The sequence below is a fragment of the Algisphaera agarilytica genome (genome assembly GCF_014207595.1).
In the GTDB taxonomy this organism is placed as follows: domain Bacteria; phylum Planctomycetota; class Phycisphaerae; order Phycisphaerales; family Phycisphaeraceae; genus Algisphaera; species Algisphaera agarilytica.
This window is the reverse complement of sequence record NZ_JACHGY010000001.1, coordinates 1,260,274-1,279,407: the sequence shown is the minus strand read 5'-3', so window position 1 is coordinate 1,279,407 and position 19,134 is coordinate 1,260,274. Positions and strand designations below refer to the sequence as shown.

Genomic DNA, 19,134 nt, shown 5'->3' with positions numbered 1-19,134 from the left:
TCCATTACAAACCGGCCGGGGTTTTGGTCCAACGGCGTTATCCGGGTGAAGCGATTTGGCAATAGCGCTATTGAATCGTTCTCTTTGGTTAGTTCACACACCACACGTCGGCCAATCGCATTGTTGGCCGGGCCACGCGAATCCGTGGTTTGACCTTCAACCCTCGCAGAAAGATCGTCTCATGAAAACGCCCACCACATTCAACCTGTTGACCGCGGCACTCGCGGGTTCGATGCTGTTTGCGGGATCGGCGGTCGCCTCGGAATCTCTGACGCCGGCCGAAGACTCCACGCCCGACACCATCGTCCTCGAAGGCACCCTACGTGACTTCAAGGAAAGCCATCCCGACATGCAGAACCCCGACAAGAGCTTCGGGGTCAAGACCGGCCTGGTCGAGTACTACCTCGACGGCCCGGTGGGTGTCGGCAAGCCCGTGCTCGCCAGCGGCAACTCGGCCCGCGGCATGATCACAGGCGAAGATTCCTTCAACCAGTGGTTCCGTGATGTCGAAGGCGTCAACAAGACCAGCAGCTACTCGATCACCCTCGAGCCGCTCTCGGGAAGCCCCGGCGTGTTCTACTTCGCTCGTGAGAAGCAGAGCTCTAACGCAGATGAAAAATACTTCTTCCCCATGGATGAAGTGACCGACGGCGAAGAGTCGTGGAACGATTTCCGGACTGAAAGCACCGGCACCCACAACTTCTTTTTCACCTACGAACTGCGTACGCTCTTCACCTTCACCCCGCGGAGCAAGCGTGACGACCCCTCGCAGGACCTAGCCTTCAAGTTCGTCGGTGACGACGACGTCTGGGTCTTCATCAACGGCCAGCTCGCCGTGGACATCGGCGGCGTGCACGGCCAAGCTACGGGCGAGATCAACCTCGACGACGCGGCCGAGAGCCTCGGGCTTGAGCCCAACGGCATCTATGAGCTGGTGCTCTTCTTCGCCGAGCGTCACGTTACCGAATCGAACTTCCGTATCGAGACGACGCTGCAACTCTCGACCGAGACCGAGCCGCTCTACGATTGATTGTTTCCAACTTAATCGAAACCCAGTTATACGCCGGCCTACGTTACTTCGTGGGCCGGCGTTTTAACATGAGATTGGCGAAGTCCTGTTCTCTCGTAGACCAAGAGTTGTGGATTGATTCCCTTGTGTAGCGCGCGAATGAAAATCAGGAGGCAAAAAAGCCGACAGGCACTCGAAGATGCCTGTGGCTACACCTTCATCAGATGGGAACGCCGAGGGTGCGGATACCGAGCTTGATAGCGGTGGCGGCGACTTTCCCCGTTTCATTACCCAGCGTTTCGGCACGTTGCCTGGCTTCATTGATCTTGTTGTCGAGGGCCGTGGCGCTGCGATTCAGGCTCTCGATGGCATTGTTGAGGTCTGATACGGTGTGGTCCTTTTTTGTCGTATCGGTGAGGGTGTTGATTGTTTCACGGAGCCGTCGAACCTCTTGGTCCGCCGCATCCAGGTTTGCCTGAAAGCGTGTTTGGATTTCGGAGATTTGATGTTGGAACCGTTCGACGTAGTGAGTCTGGGCGAAGTCCTCTGCCTGTGATTCCAACTGCTTGCGAAATGTATCGACCACTTCAGATACCGCGTTGTCCAGATTCGGGGCGATCGAATCTACCAATGATGCAGTTTCTGGTGAGAGGTTGCGTTTGAGTGATTCACGGGGCAGGGCGGGGCCGGGGTAGCGCGACATGTTGGTGCTCCGGTTGGCGGCTTTTCACGGCCGTAGGAAAGCGGGCTTGGGGTTAGTTAAGGGCTTTGTCCAGCAACGAAGAAATCGTATCTTCGGCTTTGTCCAGGGCGGCCTTGGCGAGGCCGTCGCCGAGTTGCTTGAACTCGCGTTTGGCTTGGTCTTCGGCGAGCTTGGCTTCTTTTTTGAAGTCTTCAAGGATCGGTGCAAATAGGGCTTTGGATGCGTCTTCGACTCCATCCCATTTGAGTTCGTTGGCCTGCCAGCCCTGCGGCGAGGTAAGGCCGTTGGCCAAGCCTTTGAAGTATTCCGAGCCCAGAGATCCCGGGCCGAAAGAATTGGCGCGGGCCGCGTTTTCGATGGCTCGGCCGGCGGCTTCGACCGCGGTCAGGTAGTCCTCCAGCCCCTTGTAGGCGTCGGCGGCGGGTGCAGTATCGGCTTCGCTGGCCTTTTTTGCCTGGGCTTGATCTTTCTTCGGCAGTTTGATGAAGACGGTATTTTCAATGACGTTCAGCGCGTCGTTGTATGCAGCTTGAATCTGTTCTTGGTGTGTTTGCAGGGCCTGCTGAATCGCCATGAGGTGTGCGGCGTGGGCTTGATCAATCTGTTCTTCGCCTGCGGTTAGTGCTCTATAAAAATCGTTACGGTTGAGAAGAGCGAGGGAGGTGTACTGCAATGCGGCGTCTTGTGCCTTGGCGTGTAGCTCCCGGTTCTGCGGGGAGGCCAGAGCCTGTTCTTCTGCGTCCCGGAAGGTGGCAAGGAGTTTGGTTTCTTCATCGGTGAGAGGTTTCATTTGCTCACTGAGAGATTCCAGCAATTGTTGCCGTGTGTCCGTACGCTGCTCAGCTGCCTTGGTCGCCAGGTTTTGTGCGTCGTCACGGACCTGCTTGCGTGCGGTGAGGGAAGCGACTTCGAGCTCGGCCTTGGCCTGAGCTTTGGCTGTTTCCGCAAGCCGACCGACCAGATCTTCAACCGCCTGCTCGAAGGTGGCCTGAGCTTGCTCATGCGATTTAACTGCGGCGCGGTCGCGCTCCGCCATGGCCTCGACGTGCTGCTTTGCGACCGGCGAGGTCGTGTAGAGTTGTTGCGACAGCCCCATGAGTTCCTGCCGCCCGATACATCCGCCAAGACACAAGGGGGAGATGATCAGGGCGATCAACAGCCATACCCGCTTGCTCGTTGTAGGGCTCTCAAGTCGAGCGCGTGTTGTAGAAAAAGGTGTGATCGTCATGTTCATCCCTTCATGTTTTCCGGATTGATTTGACCGGACTCGACTTTTCGGACGATTTCTGCTTCTGCAACGCGTTTGACTTCATTGCTGAGCATGTCGCGGAATGCTGAAAAAGTTTGAGGAGGGTCGCTGGCGGCGGCGGGGGGGTAATCAAACCGCATGCGGTATTCGCGGCGGGCGGCGGCATCGGCCAGCTTCTGAGGCTCGAACGCGATACCTCCCAGTACGGTGTTGGCGAGGTTGCGGATTAACGCCGCCACGCGTTCGCTGGCGAAGCCCAGGAAAAACGACAAGGCGAGGAAGTAGGGTAGGTTGTAGCTATAGATGCCGTTGGTCACCAAGCCCGACGATAGGATGGCAACGGTGATGAAGGCCAGGATGGGGGCGATCACTATCTTTGGCACGACACGGATGAATTCGCCGGCTTTGTAGACGCCTGCGCGCGCTGCAGCGATCGCTCCGACGACGGAGTTGATCATCACTCCGATGAGTGACCACACAAAGACCTCGAAAGCCCACCCGGCCCCTTCGTGATAGAGCCAACCGAAGTCGATCGGTGGCTCGAGCATGCTGACTTGGCTAGTCAGGTTCTCAGTCAGTTCTTTCTCCAAGGCGATTTGATCGAGAAGGCACTGGGCGTAACTTTTTGGATCGAGGCCGGATTGTCCAGCGCTTGTGTGGTCGCTTTCGGGGCGGGCTTGCAACCAGGCTGCCAGTTTGCCAAGGTCTGATCGCATCGCCATTTCGTCCGTGATGACAAATGCAGAGGTGCCATCGCCACGCGCGTGGCTTATGGCTTGGCCGATCAGCCCCGGGCCATTAATGGGCTCAGGCAAGGAGTGTCGGGGCGTGATACGTGTGTTGGGGACTTGTGGGACAGGGCGAGTGTTACTGTAATTTTTCTGGCAGAATCCGGTGATATCGCGCAGTAAATAATGTCGGCTAGCCAGTTGGGTTTTTCGGTCTTTTTCGGCGCGTTGACGCAGGCCATCAAGAAATTCCCTTAAATCCTTGTCGGCAAAAAAACGCGTCAGTACGGCGTCATCAGGACGAATCTCAAAGAAGCCCACGATTTGAATGGCGTCGTCCCATGGTTGTTCCTCCGGGCGCTCTTTGACCACATGGATGACCACATACAAAACAACCACCGCGATTAGTGCCGCGAGGGTCATCGCGACCGCAGAATAACTTGACGCCAAGGCGCGGTTGATGGATCGGTCGAGAAGGTTGATCCCATTGGATGACGTGTTTTTCATGAGCCCCGGCCCCTGGAAGCATATTGCTGTTATGCCAATATCATACCTATGCGGGGCGGATTTACAATAGAAAAAACCGGCCCGTAATCAATGGGCCGGCGAAAAGATGAAAAAGGCTTGGTGTCATTGAAGTCTTATGCCCGACGGATCACGATTGTGTCGTTCTGCCCGCCGAAGCCGAAGCTGTTGGAGAGGCAGACGTTCACGCCGCCGTCGCCGGTGAGGTCGCGTGCCTCTTTGGGGATGTAGTCGAGGTCGAGCTCGGGGGCGGGGGTTTCCAGGTGGGCGGTGGGGGGGAGCTTTCCGTCACGGATGGCGAGCACCGCGGCGATGGCCTGTACGACGCCCGCGGCGGCGATGAGGTGGCCCATCATGGACTTGATCGACGACACGGGTGGCACTGTGGCGGGGTCGTCGTTCTGCTGGAAGACCGCCTTGATGGCGCGGGTTTCGATGGAGTCGTTTTCTTTGGTCGAGGTGCCGTGGGCGGCGATCCAGTCGACCTGATCGATCGACACGTCGGCGTTGTCCAAGGCTTGCTGCATGGCCGCGGCACCGCCACGTCCGTCGGGGTGAATGTCGGTGATGCGGTAGGCGTCGGCGGTGCTGCCGTAGCCGGCGACCTCGGCGAGGATGGTCGCGCCGCGCGCCTTGGCGTGCTCTTCGGTTTCAAGCACGATGATGCCGCCGCCTTCGCCCATGACGAAACCGTCGCGGTCCACGCTGAAGGGGCGGGACGCGGTGGTGGGGTCGTCGTTGCGGTTGGACAGGGCGGTGAGGCGGTTAAAGCCGGTGACGCCCAGCGGGTGGATCATGGTGTGGCAGCCGCCGGTGAGCATGACATCGGCGTCACCGCGTTGCAGGACGTGGGCGGCTTCGCCGATGGCCTGGGTCGAAGCGGCGCAGGCGGTCAGGCAGTTGTAGGCCGGGCCCTGGGCGTTGAACTCGAGGGCGAGGTGCGCGAGCGGCATGTTGGGCTCCTGCTCGATCTCGCGGGTGGCGTCCATGATCTGCGTCGCGGTCTGGGCCCAGGCCTTGCCGTCGATTGCGCGGGCCTCGGCGTCCCAGCCCGCCAGGTTCGACGCGGCGTAGTTCTCAAAGTCCAGCGATCCTTCGCCGGCCCCGAGGTAAAGGCCCAGTCGCGTGGGGTCCAGGTCGGCATACTCCGCCAACCCCGACTGCTTCCAAGCCTGCGCCGCCGCACCGAGCGCGAAGCTGGTGTTGAGCCCGATGCCTTCGTGAAGCGAGGGGTCTTTGACGTAAGTCGTCCAGTCGTAGTCCTTCACCTCAGCGGAGAAGGTCGTGGGAAACGTGCTGGCATCGAAGTGGCTGGTGCGGTCCACGCCGGACTGCCCGGTCAGCAGCGCGTTCCAGACGGTCTCGAGGTCTTGGCCGAGGGGCGTGACCCAGCCCATACCAGTAATCACAATCTTGGGTTTGCTCATGGTGAGTTTTTCGTGGTCAGACTTTCTTGAGGACGATCGCCGTGTTCTGCCCGCCGAGGCCGGTGGCGAAGACCAGGGCGACATCGAGTTTGTCGGCTGAGGTGGCGCCCAGGCCGTCGATCGGGTGGTCGCGGTTGAGGGTGGCGGGGAGTTGTTGTTCTTTCAGCACCTTGGCGGCGACGCACAGGTCGAAGCCGCCCGAGCCGGCGCCGAGGTTGCCGACGCTGGCCTTGGGCGCGAGAACGGGCACCGAAGGCAGGCGATCGCCCAGCAGAGTACGCAGGGCCGCAGCCTCGGGGCCGTCCCACTCGGCGTGGCCCAGACCGAAGGGGATCACCACGTCCACCGCGTCGGTGTCGAGGCCCGCTTCACGCAGCGCCGCGCGGGCGGCGCTGACGATGCCGCGTCCTTCGGCGTCCGGGGTGCGGTTGCGCGTCGCGGGGTTCACCGTTTGCGACGCACCGAAGCCCAGCACCTCGGCGTAGATGTTGGCGGGGTCGCCGCCGCGTTCTTCAAAGGCATCCACACACTCGAGTGTGACGATGCCCCCGCCTTCGCCGAGCACGCCGCCCTTGGCGTTCTGGTCGAACGGACGCACCGCATTGGTGGGGTCGGTCGAGTCGGCGTCGTTGACGAGTCGGCCGGTCATCACCTGACGCAGGTACGCCATCGGGTTGAGCTTGCTCTCGGCCCCGCCACAGAAGCACAGGTCCGCCTGCCCGCGTTGGATGACGCGCAGCGACTCGCCGACGCTCAGGCCGCCCGACGCTTCGCCGCAGGTGATGGTGTTGCTCGGGCCGTGGGTGTCGTGGATGATTGTGACGTGGCAGGCCAGCATGTTCGGCAGGTATTTCAGCAGCCAGAGCGGCGTGAGCTTTTCCATACCCTCCTGGCCCCAGTGGTGGATGTCGAAGTCCTTGCCGGATTCACCCGCCGAGGTCACCAGCGCCGCGGTCAGCTCGTCTAGATCGGCGGCGATCAGGCCCGCACCGATGTGGCAGCCCATGCGGTCCGGGGCGTAGGACGGGTCGCTGTCGGGGTCGGTGCCCTTGGTGACCAGTCCCGCATCGCGTGCTGCCAAGTCGGCCGCGGCGACGGCCAGCTCGATGTCACGGGCCATGACTTTCGTGGCCTTGCGGTAGGTCTTGGGGACGAAGTTGCGGACCTTGAAGTCCTCGGGCACCTCGGCCGCGATGGGGCAGCCCATCGCCGAGGCGTCGAAGGCCTTGACCGGCCCGATCGCCGATCCGCCCTCGGTCAGGCCCGTCCAGTTGGGTTCGATGCCCAGGCCCAGTCCGCTGACGGGGCCCACGCCGGTTAGATAGACACGTCTGCTCATAGGGCAAACAGTTTAGCCACGGTCGCCCCGCCACGCGACGCGGCCGAGAATATTGGAGCCTTCTGCGGCCTCCGGCCGATCTGGTCATGGGGAGAAGCCATGCCCAAGCCACACACCACCACTTTTCTGATCGCCGGGGCCCTCGCCGCCGCGATTTCCGCCGTCCCTGCGCAAGCCAGCCTGCTGACGGTTTCGGGCAGCATGTCCGCCACCGCCTCGGTCAGCAACCCCGCCGGTGACGGCGACGAAGACAACCAGGGCACCACCGGCCTCGGCTTCGACAACCCCGGCCCCCGCACCCTCACGGTCACCAGCCCCGAGGGCACCGAAGACGAACAGACCATCATTCAGCAGACCTTTTCCGCCGACACCGCCAGCTTCACCGCCTCGGGCAGCAGCGACTCGGCCGACAACCTCTCGGGCTTCGAAACCCAGGGCAGCATGGCCCTCAACGTGGTCTTCACCGTCGACGAATCCGAGCTCTACGCCTTCTCCTTCACCAAAGACAACGACCCCGGCGAAAGCATCACCGCCCAGCTCACCGGAAGCGACAGCCCGTCGACCCCGCTGTTTAGCTTCAACAACAGCAACCAGGGCGGCGCCGTGACCCAGCTCGTCGAGTTCACCCTGAACCCCGGCGTTACCTACACCCTCAACGCCCTCTTCGAATCCGCCGCCGGCGGCAACGGCTCAGCCCAAAGCACCACGACCTACCTCATTGGCCTGGAAACCGTCCCCGAGCCCGGAACCGGCTTGGTTGTCGCGATCGGGTTGCTGGCGCTTGCGCGTCGCCGGATGCGATCGTTCTGATCCAGCGGTATAGTCCGGGCATGCTGACGCACCGCATTATCCCGTGTTTGGATGTCAAGGCCGGCCGAGTGGTCAAGGGCGTGAACTTTGTCGAGCTCCGCGATGCGGGGGACCCGGTGGAGATCGCCCGGCAGTACGACGAGGCCGGGGCGGATGAGTTGGTGTTTTTGGACATCACCGCCAGCCACGAGAACCGCGACATCACCTATGACATGGTTCGTCGGGTGGCGGAGCAGTGCTTCATGCCGTTTACGGTGGGCGGGGGGATCCGGACGATTGACGATGTGACCGCGCTGGTCCAGGCCGGGGCGGAGAAGGTGAGCATCAACACCGCGGCGGTGCTGAACCCCGAGATCGTCGCCCAGACGGCGGGGCGGTTCGGGCGGTGTGCCACCGTGGTGAACATCGACCCCAAGCGGGTGGACGCCGCCGACTTCGAGCAGCGCACCGGCCAGACTCCGCAGCACGTCAGCCCGGACGGCAAGGTCTTCGAGGTCCACACCCACGGCGGACGCACGCCCACCGGGCTCGAGGCGTTGGGTTATGCGGTGAAGGTCGTCGAACTCGGCGCGGGCGAGATCGTGCTGACGAGCATGGACGCCGACGGGATGAAGACCGGTTACGACATCGAGATCACGAAAGCGATCGCCGACGCGGTGGACGTGCCGATCGTGGCGTCGGGCGGGTGCGGGAGCCCGCAGCACATGATCGATGTGCTCACCCAGACCCGGGCGGACGCGGCATTGGCGGCGAGCATTTTCCACTACGGCGAGTACACGATCGCCGAGACGAAGCAAGCCTTGGCCGACGCGGGCCTGCCGGTGCGTCAGATTGCCCCGGTCCATTGAGAGTGCCCGGTGTGCTTTGGGTTAGGGCGGCAAGTGGAACGGCGTTTCAGCTAAAAAACTGGTTATCTGTTGTTTGGGGGAGGGGTTAAGCTTGACGGCGAACTAGGTTCGGGAGAGCATACGGTTTCCCGATTTGTTCGTTCCCTATCCCGTGTGAGGCCCGTCTTGAGTAAGCATGTCAGCCCCCATGATTCGGTGGTCGCCGGTGACCCGTTGGTCCTTCACGAAACCCTCGCCGACACGCCGTTGGCCAAGTATTTCAAAGCCGCGGTCAAGTTTGAGTCGTCCGACCTGATTATGCGGGGCGGCCAAGCCCCTAAGCTCCGCCTGCGTGGTGAGTTGAAGGCACTCGACACCACCCCGCCGACGATCGAAGAGTTCAATAAGTGGATCCACGACGGGCTGACCGAGGAGCAGATCCAGCAGTACGCCGACCACGGCTCGCTGGACATCGGCTGCGACTTCAACGTCGACGGCGAGTCGCATCGCTTCCGGGTCAACATCTTCCTGACCCGCGGCCGCAGCGCCATCGCCGCCCGCCGGGTGAGCAACGAGATCCTGGACTTCAGCCAGCTGCACCTGCCCGAGGTGATGAACAATATCGTCCAGGTCCGCCAAGGTCTGGTCTTGCTCTGCGGCGTCACCGGTTCGGGTAAGTCGACCACCATCGCGGCGATGCTGGACTACATCAACCAGACCCGCGCCTGCCACATCCTGACCATCGAAGACCCCATCGAATACTTGTTCGAAGACAAGAAGGCGATGATCAACCAGCGCGAGATCGGGCTGGACGTGCCCGACTTCCCCACCGCGCTGCGGGGCATGGTCCGCGAAAACCCCGACGTCGTGCTCATCGGCGAGATGCGGGACAAGGAAACCTTCGAAGCGGCCCTCCAGGCGTCGGAGACCGGCCACCTGGTGTTCGGCACGATCCACGCGTCGTCCGCCTCCCAGGCGTTCAACCGGATCTACGACCTGTTCGAACCCGAAGAGCGTGACCCCATCCGCAACATCCTGGCGTACCAGATGCAGGCGTTTGTGTACCAGAAGCTGCTGCCAACGATCCGCGAAGAACTGCCCCGTGTGCCCGCCGTCGAGGTGCTCCTGCAGAGCCCGCCGACCCGGAAGCTCATCCTTGAGGGTCGCGAAGACGAGTTGGAGAAGGTGATCAAAGACGGCCGGGAGGAAGGTATGCGGACCTACGTGGACAGCCTCGTCGAACTGGTCGAGACCAACTACATCCACCCCAAGGTTGCCCAGGCCAACGCCCCGTCGCCCGAAGAGATCAAGATGCGGCTCCGCGGGATCAGCACGGGCTGATGCCTCGCGATGGCGGATGGGTGGTGGCGGATATCGACTCGTTCATTCCGCCGCCGTGTATCTTCCGACTGTCTGACCCCTCCGATTGATTCATCCATTTGCAATCCACCATTCGCCATTAGCTATGACCGAAACCCTTGCTCAAAGCGTTTTCCTGATGAGTTTCATCAAGCCGGTGCTCTTCCTCATCGCCGTTGGCGGGTGGGCATGGGTCGTGTCACAACTCGATAAAGACGCAGGCTTCTACTACCTCAAACGCAACGAATTCAACCTCATCCAGCTCGCTGCGGGCGTGTTGGGGTTTGGGGCGATGCTGCTGATCCCGATTTTCTGGCTGGGCTTCCCGCTGGGTCTGATCCTGCTGGCGGGCGGCGTCGCGGGCTACGTGGTCTACCGCAACGGCCAGGTGCCCGAGAACGAGAAGTGGACCGCCGACCTCGATTCGTTCCGTCAGAAGCGTGCCGCGAAGGCCGAAGCCAAGATGCAGAGCCGGGCCACGCTGACCATGACCGATGGCGACGGCAAGGCTGTGCCCATCCCCGGCCCGGGCGAGCCGGACCTGGGCCCCTACATGGTGCTGGACGAGCTCATGGCTTTTGCCTTACCACGCAACGCCAATCAGGTCGATCTGGTGGTCGATACCGAGCAGGCCAAGTACCGCGTCCACATCGATGGCGTCCGCTACCCGCAGGAAGCGCCCGAGCCGGCCGAGGCGGTCAAGCTCATCGACTACATCAAGGCGGTGTCGGGCATGGACACCGAAGACCGCCGACGCAAGCAGGAAGCCAAGATGGCCATCCGTGTGGAGGGTTCGGGCAGCCACCAGCTCGAGATCATCTCCGCTGGCTCGACCCGTGGCCTGCAGATGCAGATCAACATCGACGGCGAGCGCACCAGCAACATCCCGCTCGAACACCTGGGCTTCGCCCCGAACCAGTACGCCGCGGTCAAGGAACTGATCGCCAAGCCCGGCAAGGCCATCCTCGTGACGGGCGCGCCAAAGTCAGGCACAAGCACCACGATGTACAGCCTGCTTCAGGAACACGACCCGTACACCTCGATGGTTGTGACGCTGGAAGAGGAAAGCCTCTACGAGCTCGAAGGCGTGGACCACAACATCATCCCCGCCGGCAAGGCGGTCAGTGAGTTCAACGAGAAGCTCGGCGTCCTGCTCCGCAGCGACCCGAGCGTGATGATGGTCTCCAAGCTGGCCGACGAGCAGAGCGCCAAGATGCTCGCCACCAGCGCCGAAGACAGCCGCTGCTACATCCCGATGGATCAGCCCGACACGCTCCGGGCTCTGCGGTCCTGGATCAAGCAGGTCGGCGACCCACGTCTCGTAGGCGAGAATCTCGGGGCAATCGTTGCTCAACGCCTCATGCGTCGGCTGTGCCACACCTGCCGTGTGCCCTACAACCCCGATCCCGAGGCGCTCAAGAAACTCAACCTCCCGGCCGACAAGGTCACCGAGCTGTTCCGCAGCTCGGGCAAGGTCATGGTCAAGGACAAAGAGATCCTCTGCCCCGACTGCCACGGCCTGGGTTACCGTGGTCGGATCGGCATCTTCGAAGTCATGCTCATCGACGATCAGGCAGCCCGCTACATCGCCGCCAACGAGCTCGACAGCCTCCGCCTGCACCTCCGCAAGCAGAAGATGCTCTACCTGCAAGAAGCCGCGCTCACCAAAGTCGTCGACGGCACCACCGACATCAAGGAAGTCACCCGCGTCATGGCCGGGAAGTAAACATCACGGCTCGTCCGGCGAGACGATTCCTACACGCATCCCCTCAATCCAGCACCAAATATGATCATCAACCTCATCATCATCGTCTTCGTGATCGCCATGGCCGTCATGTGGTCGACCTACGGGCTGTTCTCCGCGTTGCTCCACCTCTTGGTGGTCATCGCCTCAGGCGCGTTGGCCTTTGCGTTCTGGGAGATCTTCGTGAGCAATGTGTTCATCGGGTTCCTGCCCGCATACGCGTGGGGCGTGGGGCTGGTGTTGCCGTTCGCGGTGTTCCTGATCGTGCTTCGTCAGGCGCTGGACAATCTGATCGGGGGGAACATGCAGTTCCCTCGGTTGGTGAACCAGATCGTCGGCGCAGCGGTCGGCGCTTGCAGCGGCATCCTCACCGCGGGCATCACCCTGATCGGCATCAGCTTCCTGCCGCTGCCCAGCAACATCGCGGGATGGGCGCCCTTCGAAGTCAACACCGTCGGCGAGGTCGTGCCGACCGCCGAGGGCGGCAAGCTCTGGCTCAAGGTGGACTCGATGACGGCTAACTTCTACAACCGTCTCTCGGTTGGCGCGTTCGGCACCTCAACGCCGTTGGCCTACTACCAGCCGGATATCGCCAAGGCCGCGGTCGTCCACCGCCTGGCCAAGTGGTACGACCCCAACCAATCACTGGTCATCTCGCCCGATACCGTCTCGATCAAAGAAGAGGGCTTAGCCCTGTTCACCGACGACCGTGTGCCAGGCATCGGCACGGAAGCCAACGCCTATCTCGAAGGCCGACGCAACGTCGCGGCCGGAGACAAGCTGGTCATGATCCAAACAACCTGGACCAAGGGCGACGGCGCCGCGACCTACGACAGCGACAGCATCCTCCGCGTTCCCCCTACGCAGGTCCGCTTGTTGGTCGACAGCGGCCAGGGGCCCTGGGAATCGGTCGCCCCGATCGGCTTCTCCCGCCCCGACCCCAACGGCGTCATGCAGTTCTACGCCATCAACAACAGTAGCATCTTTGCCTCCGCGGCGGGTAAGCCGTCGCTGGATATCAACTGGGTCTTCAGCCTCGGTGACCGCGATAAGCCCGCGTATGCCATGCTCCGAAACACACGCTTCGAACTGCCCGAAGCCAAGCTGCTCGATGGCGGCGATTTCGGACCGCTGGTTGGCGCCCTGGCCGACCCCTCCAGCGTCAACGTCGGTGCAGCCACACCTGCCCCCAAGGGCAGCACCGCGATCACCACCGATCCTGTCGGCTACGCGACCCACAAAATCGTGGCCATCGAATCCACCTCCGCGTTGCCCGCGAAAGTCTCTAAGAATAAAGCCCAAGGCCTGACCTATTCCAAAGAAGATGGCGACGCCGAGGTGCTTGGTGGAAACACCGTTGTCGGTAGCGGTGCAGGCGGCAGGGGGAACTCCGTTGATCGCGTAGCGGTGAACGAAAGCCTTAGCGCCTTGCGGGCCCAGATCACCAAATTCACGCCTACGAGCATTGGCGCCGCGCAGAGTACCGTCCAGCCTATCCGCTTGGTCACGGTCAGTGGCGACGAGTATTTCCCCTTCGCTTACGTCCTGAAGATGTCCGATGGTCGGCAACGCATCCGCGTGGAGAAAACCGACGCCCTGACCAGCAACACCGATCTGCCGCTCAACGAAATGAAGGACGGCGACGAGTTGTACGTCTACTGGCGTCTCGAACGCGGGGTCACCATCGAGTCGTACCAGATCGGCAACGCCATCCAGTCGATCGATTACACCGCACCCTAACCTCTGCATTGATTTCCCCATCCGCTGGGCCGTTTAGCGGGCGATCGCTGATCGCCGTGGCGGCGGTGCTTGTCGAAGTATCATGCGGGGCATGATCACCGAGTATCAGGGCAAACAGATCACCGTTATGGGCCTGGGCCGTTTCGGCGGCGGGGTGGGCGTGACACGCTTCCTCGCCGAGCGCGGCGCGGATGTACTGATCACCGACATGTTGCCCGCGGACGAGTTGAAAGACTCGGTCGCGCAGCTGGCCGACCTCGAAGCGAGCGGGGCGGTGCGGTATCGGCTGGGCGAGCACGACGAGAGCGACTTCACGGCGTGTGACCTGCTCGTGGTGAACCCGGCGGTGAAGCCGGACAACCGGTTTGTAAGTGCCGCCCGGGCGGCGGGTGCTCCCATCACCAGCGAGATCCGGCTGCTGGTCAAGCACTTACCGAATCGCCTGCGCACCATCGGCGTGACGGGTAGTGCGGGCAAGTCCACGACCACCGCGATGACCGCCCACATCCTGCGGAAGGTGCTGGGGCAGGACGGCGAGACGCCTTGCGGGGACTGGGGCGATTTAACGCCAAAACGCCAAGACGCCAAGACGCCAAGCAGAAGCTTGGAAAGCCCCGGCGTGTGGATGGGCGGGAACATCGGCGGGTCGCTGTTGCCGTTCGTCGAGTCGATCCGTGATGACGATTGGGTCGTGTTGGAGTTGTCGAGTTTTATGCTCGAAGGCTTGCGCGAAGACGAGTGGTCGCCCCATGTCGCGGTGATTACCAACATCAGCCCCAATCACCTCGATTGGCACGGGTCGATGGAGAGCTACGTCTCGGCGAAGCAGGCAATATTTCAATACCAAGAGACTGGTGATTGTTTGGTGGCAGGGGACTCACTAGAGGATAGGCCTGGAAACACCGTAACAGTCGTCGAAGATACTCTTCCTCCGAATACACGCTTATTGCTTCCTGGTCGTCATAACGTTCGAAATGGCTGGCAGGCTGCTTACGCGGTGCGGGAAGCAAAGGTTGTTTCTACCGCCAAAACAGCTTTGTTGGACCTCGGCGATTTTCCTGGACTGCCTCATCGTCTGGAATATGTTGCGGAATCTAAAGGTGTTCGTTTCTACAACGATTCTAAATCTACAACTCCTGAAGCTTCGATGCTGGCCATTGATTCCTTCGAGACGGGTACGGTTCATATCATTCTTGGCGGCTATGACAAAGGGAGTGATCTCTCTCAGCTTGCACAGCATGCATCTACCCAATGTGCTTGCATCTATACCATTGGGGACACGGGTGATGTGATTTTCCATGGAGCAATCGAGGCCGCCAGCTGGGATGGCCAAAAGCATAAATTGCCTATTGCCACTACGAACTCTTCGGTATTTGAAGCAGAGCATGTATCGATAGCACGCAGTTGTAGAAGCATCGAAAGTGCAGTTCGCGAAGCTGTGTCCCGAGCGGTGCAAGGACAGGTGGTGGTGCTCTCGCCGGGGTGTGCGTCGTGGGATCAGTTTGCGAATTACGAGGAGCGAGGGGAACGGTTTATTGAGTTGGTGAAGCAGTACGGCGCGGGGTAAAGTCCGGGGGCGCCCCCCCCCCGGGCTTTAGATACAGAGATGCGGTTTGGGGCTTAGATCGCCGCCATCTTCCAGCACGCCACCACCATCAGCGCGATGAACGCGATGCGGATCGTGCGGAGCGGCAGGCGGTGGGTGAGCGTGGCGCCGAGGCGGCCGCCGAGCCAGGCGGTGGGGGCGAGCAGGAGGCCGAGGGTCAGGCCGGTCTGCCAGGACAGCGAGGTGTTGCCCGCCGTGGCGTGCTCGGCGAGGGTGGCGTTTTTGCAGATCGCCCCGAGGGTCGCGCTGAAGCAGATCACCGCCGAGCTGTTGGCGATGCACGTCCGCAGCGGCAGCTTCATCAGCGTCTGCTGCAACGGCACCGCCAGCCCGCCGCCGCCCACGCCCATGAGCCCGGCGGTCGTGCCCATGATCGTCCCGACCAGCGTGCTCCGCCCCGGGGTCACGTGTTCATCGGTGGCGCTTTCGTCCTGCGGCGTGGCGGACGCTTTCGGGGTCATGAGCTTCCGGACGTTCACATAGATCACGTACAGCAGAAACAGAGCGAGCACACGGCCCAGCCAGATGCCGCCTTCCTGTCCGTGGAACACCGGGAGGTTGCTCAGGGTGACGCCGATGACGATGCAGACCAGCGCCGCGGGCAGCATCCACCGCAGCACCCGCCGGTCCATCGCCCCGGCCCGGCGGTGACGCAGCGCCGCGGGGACCGACACCGCAACATTGGCGATCATCGCGCTGGCCTGATAGAGGTGCTGCTCGGTGCCCGTGGCCCGGCCGAGGATGAAGACCAGCCCGGGGATCATAACGACGCTGCCGCCCACGCCGAGCATCCCGCCCAGGGTCCCCGCGCCCAGGCCCAGGAGGGCGACCAGGACGAGTTCGTAAAGGCTGTAAGCATCGAACATGTGCGTAGGGGGTTTCGGGGAGAGGCGGGGCAAAGACGTGGCCAAATCACGGTCGAATCCGGGTCCGGCCATGCGAAGCGACGGGGTCAAGGATACCGATAACTCGTGGATCGATTTTTTCCTTGCTCAGGACGTATCATCCGGTGGGTGTAGCTCGGGCTTGGTGATATGCTACGAGTAGGCCTGCAGTTCTGGTTGTTGTTGAGATGTGTTGCCGTCCACGGCCGTGCCCCCACTTGCCCCGGCACGCAAATTCAGGGGCGAAAGGCAATCATGGTAGAGCCCGATCACTCTTTTCCCGATAGCGCCAACCTCGCCTACGTCGAGGCGATGTACAACGACTACCTCGACGACCCGACCAGTGTCGACGCGTCGTGGCACCAGCTCTTCTCGCAGTGGGGCATGAACACCGGCCGACGCGTCGGCACCTCGCTCAAACCCCGCGGCCTCTTCGACGTCGGCGGGGCCCCGGCCACCAACGGCCACGCGACCACCAACGGCCATGCCCACACCAACGGCAAGGCCCCGACCCCGTCTCAACACCCCGCCGCGGGCGACGCCTCGTCCCTGCAGCACCGCGTGGACATGCTCGTCCGCAACTACCGCGTCCGCGGCCACATCGCCGCCCACCTCAACCCGCTGGCCGCCAGCACCGAGGTCCCCGACGAACTCCAGCCCGGCTACTACGGCTTCACCGAGGCCGACTACGACCGCCCGTTCTCGTTCACCAGCACCGTGCCCGGCGACAAGGTCCGCACCCTCCGCGACATCATCGATCAGATGACCCACACCTACTGTGGCAGCGTCGCGGCCCAGTTCATGCACATCGATGACCTCGAAGTACGCCAGTGGCTGCAGCGTCGCATGGAGTCGACCGAGAACACGGTCAAGCTCACCCGCAAAGAACAGATCCGCATCCTCACCCGCCTGACCGACGCGGTGATCTTCGAGGAGTTCATCCAGCGCAAGTTCATCGGGGCCAAGTCGTTCTCACTGGAGGGCGGTGAATCGCTGATCCCGCTGCTCGACCTCGCGTTCGAGAAAGCCGGCGAACAGGGCACCAAAGAGATCGTCATCGGCATGGCCCACCGCGGCCGGCTGAATGTGCTCGCCAACATCCTGGGCAAGAGTCCGCAGCGCATCTTCCGCGAGTTCGAAGACGCCGACCCCATGCTGCACATCGGCGGGGGGGACGTGAAGTACCACATGGGCTATTCCGGCGACTGGCGCACCCGCGGCGGCAAGAACATCCACCTGTCGCTGTGCTTCAACCCGTCGCACCTCGAATACGTCGGCCCGGTCGCGCTCGGCCGGCTTCGCGCTAAGCAGGACCGCGCCCAAGCCCCCACCCGCGGCGAGGTCGGCCTGGGCCTGCTCATCCATGGCGACGCCGCGTTTGCCGGCGAAGGCGTGGTCCAGGAAACGCTCAACCTCTCCCAGCTCGAGGGCTACCACACCGGCGGTACCGTCCACGTCATCGTCAACAACCAGATCGGCTTCACCACCGCGCCACGCGACTCCCGCTCGATGCGCTACTGCACCGACATCGGCAAGATGCTGCAGGTCCCGATCTTCCACGTCAACGGCGAAGACCCCGAGGCCGTGGCCCAGGTGGTCCAGCTCGCGATGGAGTTCCGATTCGAATTCAAACGCGATGTCATCATCGACATGTACTGCTACCGCCGCCGGGGCCACAACGAAGGCGACGAGCCCAGCTACACCCAGCCGAAGATGTACAAGCAGATCGACCAACGCCAGACCGTCCGCCTGGCCTACCTCGAACGCCTGAAACAGCTCGGCGGCGTCAGCGACGACGACGCCAAACGCATCGCCACTCGACGCACCGAGCTGCTTGAGAAAGAGCTGACCGCGGCCCGGTCGGACGACTTCAAGCAGCCCACCGCCAAGCCCAAAGGTCTGTGGCAGGGCTACACCGGCGGCCTGGAAAAAGACGCCCACGACCCGGATCTCGGCGTCGATTTGGTGTCGCTCAAGGAGATGCTGCACAAGCAGACCCAGCTCCCCGAAGACTTCAACCTCCACCCCAAGCTCAAGCGGCTCCTGCGGCTCAAGAACGAGATCGTCGACGGCAAGCGCCCGCTCGACTGGGCCGCCGCGGAGTCGCTGGCGTTTGCCAGCCTCTGCGTGCAAGGGCACCGCGTCCGCATCTCCGGCCAGGACTCGCAGCGCGGCACCTTCAGCCACCGCCACGCCGTGCTGCACGACGTGAAAGACGACGGCACCACCTACACGCCGCTGCAACACCTCAGCGAAGACCAGGCCCCGATCGACATCATCAACTCCCCGCTCTCCGAGGCGGGCGTGCTCGGGTTCGACTACGGCTACTCGCTCGACTACCCCTGCGGCCTGACCATCTGGGAAGCTCAGTTCGGCGACTTCGTCAACTGCGCCCAGGTCATCATCGACCAGTTCATCTCCAGTGCCGAGGACAAGTGGAAACGCCTCAGCGGCATCGTCATGCTGCTGCCCCACGGCATGGAAGGCCAAGGCCCCGAGCACTCCTCGGCCCGCCTCGAACGCTTCCTCAACCAGTGTGCCGAGGACAACATCCAGGTCGCCGAGCCCTCGACGCCCGCCCAGATGTTCCGCCTGCTGCGTCGCCAGGTCGTCCGCAAGTGGCGCAAGCCGCTGATCGTGATGACCCCCAAGAGCCTGCTGCGTAACCCGCGCTGCGTCTCGGCCTGGGAAGACCTCGCCCCCGGCACCGACGACAAGCCCAACGTCTACCAACGCGTCATCGGCGACCCCGACGTCGGCCCCGACAAGGCCAAGAAGCTCCTGCTCTGCTCCGGCAAGATCTACTACGACCTGATCGCCCGCCGCGAGAAGCTCGAGCGTGACGACGTGGCCATCCTCCGCCTCGAACAGTACTACCCGTTCCCCGTGACCGAACTCACCGCGGCGCTCGAACCCTACGGCGACGACATGGTCGTGCACTGGGTCCAGGAAGAGCCCCGCAACATGGGCGCCTGGCAGTTCCTCAAGGGCGGCTACGGCCACGAGCTGCTGCACCGCTGGCACATGGAACGCATTACCCGCCCGCCGTCCGCCAGCCCCGCCACCGGCAGCAAAGCCGCCCACGCCGTCGAACAGGAAGAAATCCTCCAAGAGGCGTTCAAACTCTAACCCAACCAACCTGCCCGGCGTGCGGGCTTCAGCCCGCATGCCCACCCCGATATCC

At 62.4% G+C, this 19,134-nt stretch carries 14 protein-coding genes; 8 read left to right on the top strand and 6 right to left on the bottom strand.

Annotated elements, in window-relative coordinates:
• Positions 1–181: 181 nt before the first annotated feature.
• Positions 182–1,030, top strand: coding sequence for a fibro-slime domain-containing protein (locus HNQ40_RS05460; RefSeq protein ID WP_184676869.1), 849 nt, complete (start codon positions 182–184; stop codon positions 1,028–1,030).
• A 199-nt stretch (positions 1,031–1,229) separates the two neighbouring features.
• On the opposite strand, the gene HNQ40_RS05455 is transcribed toward HNQ40_RS05460, so the two are convergent.
• The 5 genes from HNQ40_RS05455 to HNQ40_RS05435 form a co-directional block, all read right to left on the bottom strand.
• The gene (locus HNQ40_RS05455) at positions 1,230–1,712 is read right to left on the bottom strand and encodes a hypothetical protein (RefSeq protein ID WP_184676868.1); all 483 of its coding nucleotides are present in this window, start codon (positions 1,710–1,712) and stop codon (positions 1,230–1,232) included.
• 52 nt (positions 1,713–1,764) lie between these two features.
• Positions 1,765–2,946 carry a hypothetical protein gene (locus HNQ40_RS05450; protein ID WP_184676867.1) on the bottom strand — a complete coding sequence of 394 codons (1,182 nt, stop codon included), beginning with the start codon at positions 2,944–2,946 and terminating at the stop codon, positions 1,765–1,767.
• Positions 2,943–4,196, bottom strand: a complete 1,254-nt coding sequence (locus HNQ40_RS05445; protein ID WP_184676866.1) for a hypothetical protein — start codon at positions 4,194–4,196, stop codon at positions 2,943–2,945. Before HNQ40_RS05445 ends, HNQ40_RS05450 begins: the two co-directional genes overlap by 4 nt.
• A 134-nt stretch (positions 4,197–4,330) precedes the next feature.
• A complete protein-coding gene (locus HNQ40_RS05440; RefSeq protein ID WP_184676865.1) occupies positions 4,331–5,641 on the bottom strand; it encodes a beta-ketoacyl-[acyl-carrier-protein] synthase family protein in 1,311 nt (436 codons plus the stop codon).
• 16 nt (positions 5,642–5,657) lie between these two features.
• The gene (locus HNQ40_RS05435) at positions 5,658–6,980 is read right to left on the bottom strand and encodes a beta-ketoacyl-[acyl-carrier-protein] synthase family protein (protein ID WP_184676864.1); all 1,323 of its coding nucleotides are present in this window, start codon (positions 6,978–6,980) and stop codon (positions 5,658–5,660) included.
• A gap of 99 nt (positions 6,981–7,079) precedes the next feature.
• On the opposite strand from HNQ40_RS05435, the gene HNQ40_RS05430 reads away from it, so the two are divergent.
• The 6 genes from HNQ40_RS05430 (at position 7,080) to HNQ40_RS05405 (ending at position 15,027) form a co-directional block, all read left to right on the top strand.
• Positions 7,080–7,790 carry a PEP-CTERM sorting domain-containing protein gene (locus HNQ40_RS05430; protein ID WP_184676863.1) on the top strand — a complete coding sequence of 237 codons (711 nt, stop codon included), beginning with the start codon at positions 7,080–7,082 and terminating at the stop codon, positions 7,788–7,790.
• A 20-nt stretch (positions 7,791–7,810) separates the two neighbouring features.
• Entirely contained in the window at positions 7,811–8,638 is an 828-nt protein-coding gene (gene hisF, locus HNQ40_RS05425; RefSeq protein ID WP_184676862.1) for an imidazole glycerol phosphate synthase subunit HisF, read from the top strand.
• Positions 8,639–8,803: 165 nt separating this feature from the next.
• Positions 8,804–9,958: a type IV pilus twitching motility protein PilT gene (locus tag HNQ40_RS05420; protein WP_184676861.1), complete on the top strand. Its 1,155-nt coding sequence runs from the start codon at positions 8,804–8,806 to the stop codon at positions 9,956–9,958.
• Between the two features lie 157 nt (positions 9,959–10,115).
• Positions 10,116–11,702, top strand: a complete 1,587-nt coding sequence (locus tag HNQ40_RS05415) for a GspE/PulE family protein (RefSeq protein WP_184676860.1) — start codon at positions 10,116–10,118, stop codon at positions 11,700–11,702.
• A gap of 60 nt (positions 11,703–11,762) precedes the next feature.
• A complete protein-coding gene (locus tag HNQ40_RS05410) occupies positions 11,763–13,460 on the top strand; it encodes a CvpA family protein (protein ID WP_184676859.1) in 1,698 nt (565 codons plus the stop codon).
• 91 nt (positions 13,461–13,551) lie between these two features.
• On the top strand, positions 13,552–15,027 hold the full coding sequence (locus HNQ40_RS05405; RefSeq protein WP_184676858.1) for a Mur ligase family protein: 1,476 nt from the start codon (positions 13,552–13,554) through the stop codon (positions 15,025–15,027).
• Positions 15,028–15,080: 53 nt separating this feature from the next.
• On the opposite strand, the gene HNQ40_RS05400 is transcribed toward HNQ40_RS05405, so the two are convergent.
• Positions 15,081–15,932 (bottom strand): sulfite exporter TauE/SafE family protein, encoded by an 852-nt coding sequence (locus tag HNQ40_RS05400; RefSeq protein ID WP_184676857.1) that lies wholly within the window; start codon positions 15,930–15,932, stop codon positions 15,081–15,083.
• Positions 15,933–16,205: 273 nt separating this feature from the next.
• Here HNQ40_RS05400 and HNQ40_RS05395 point away from each other — a divergent pair, with 273 nt between their 5' ends.
• Positions 16,206–19,079, top strand: coding sequence for a 2-oxoglutarate dehydrogenase E1 component (locus HNQ40_RS05395; protein ID WP_184676856.1), 2,874 nt, complete (start codon positions 16,206–16,208; stop codon positions 19,077–19,079).
• Positions 19,080–19,134: the final 55 nt, after the last annotated feature.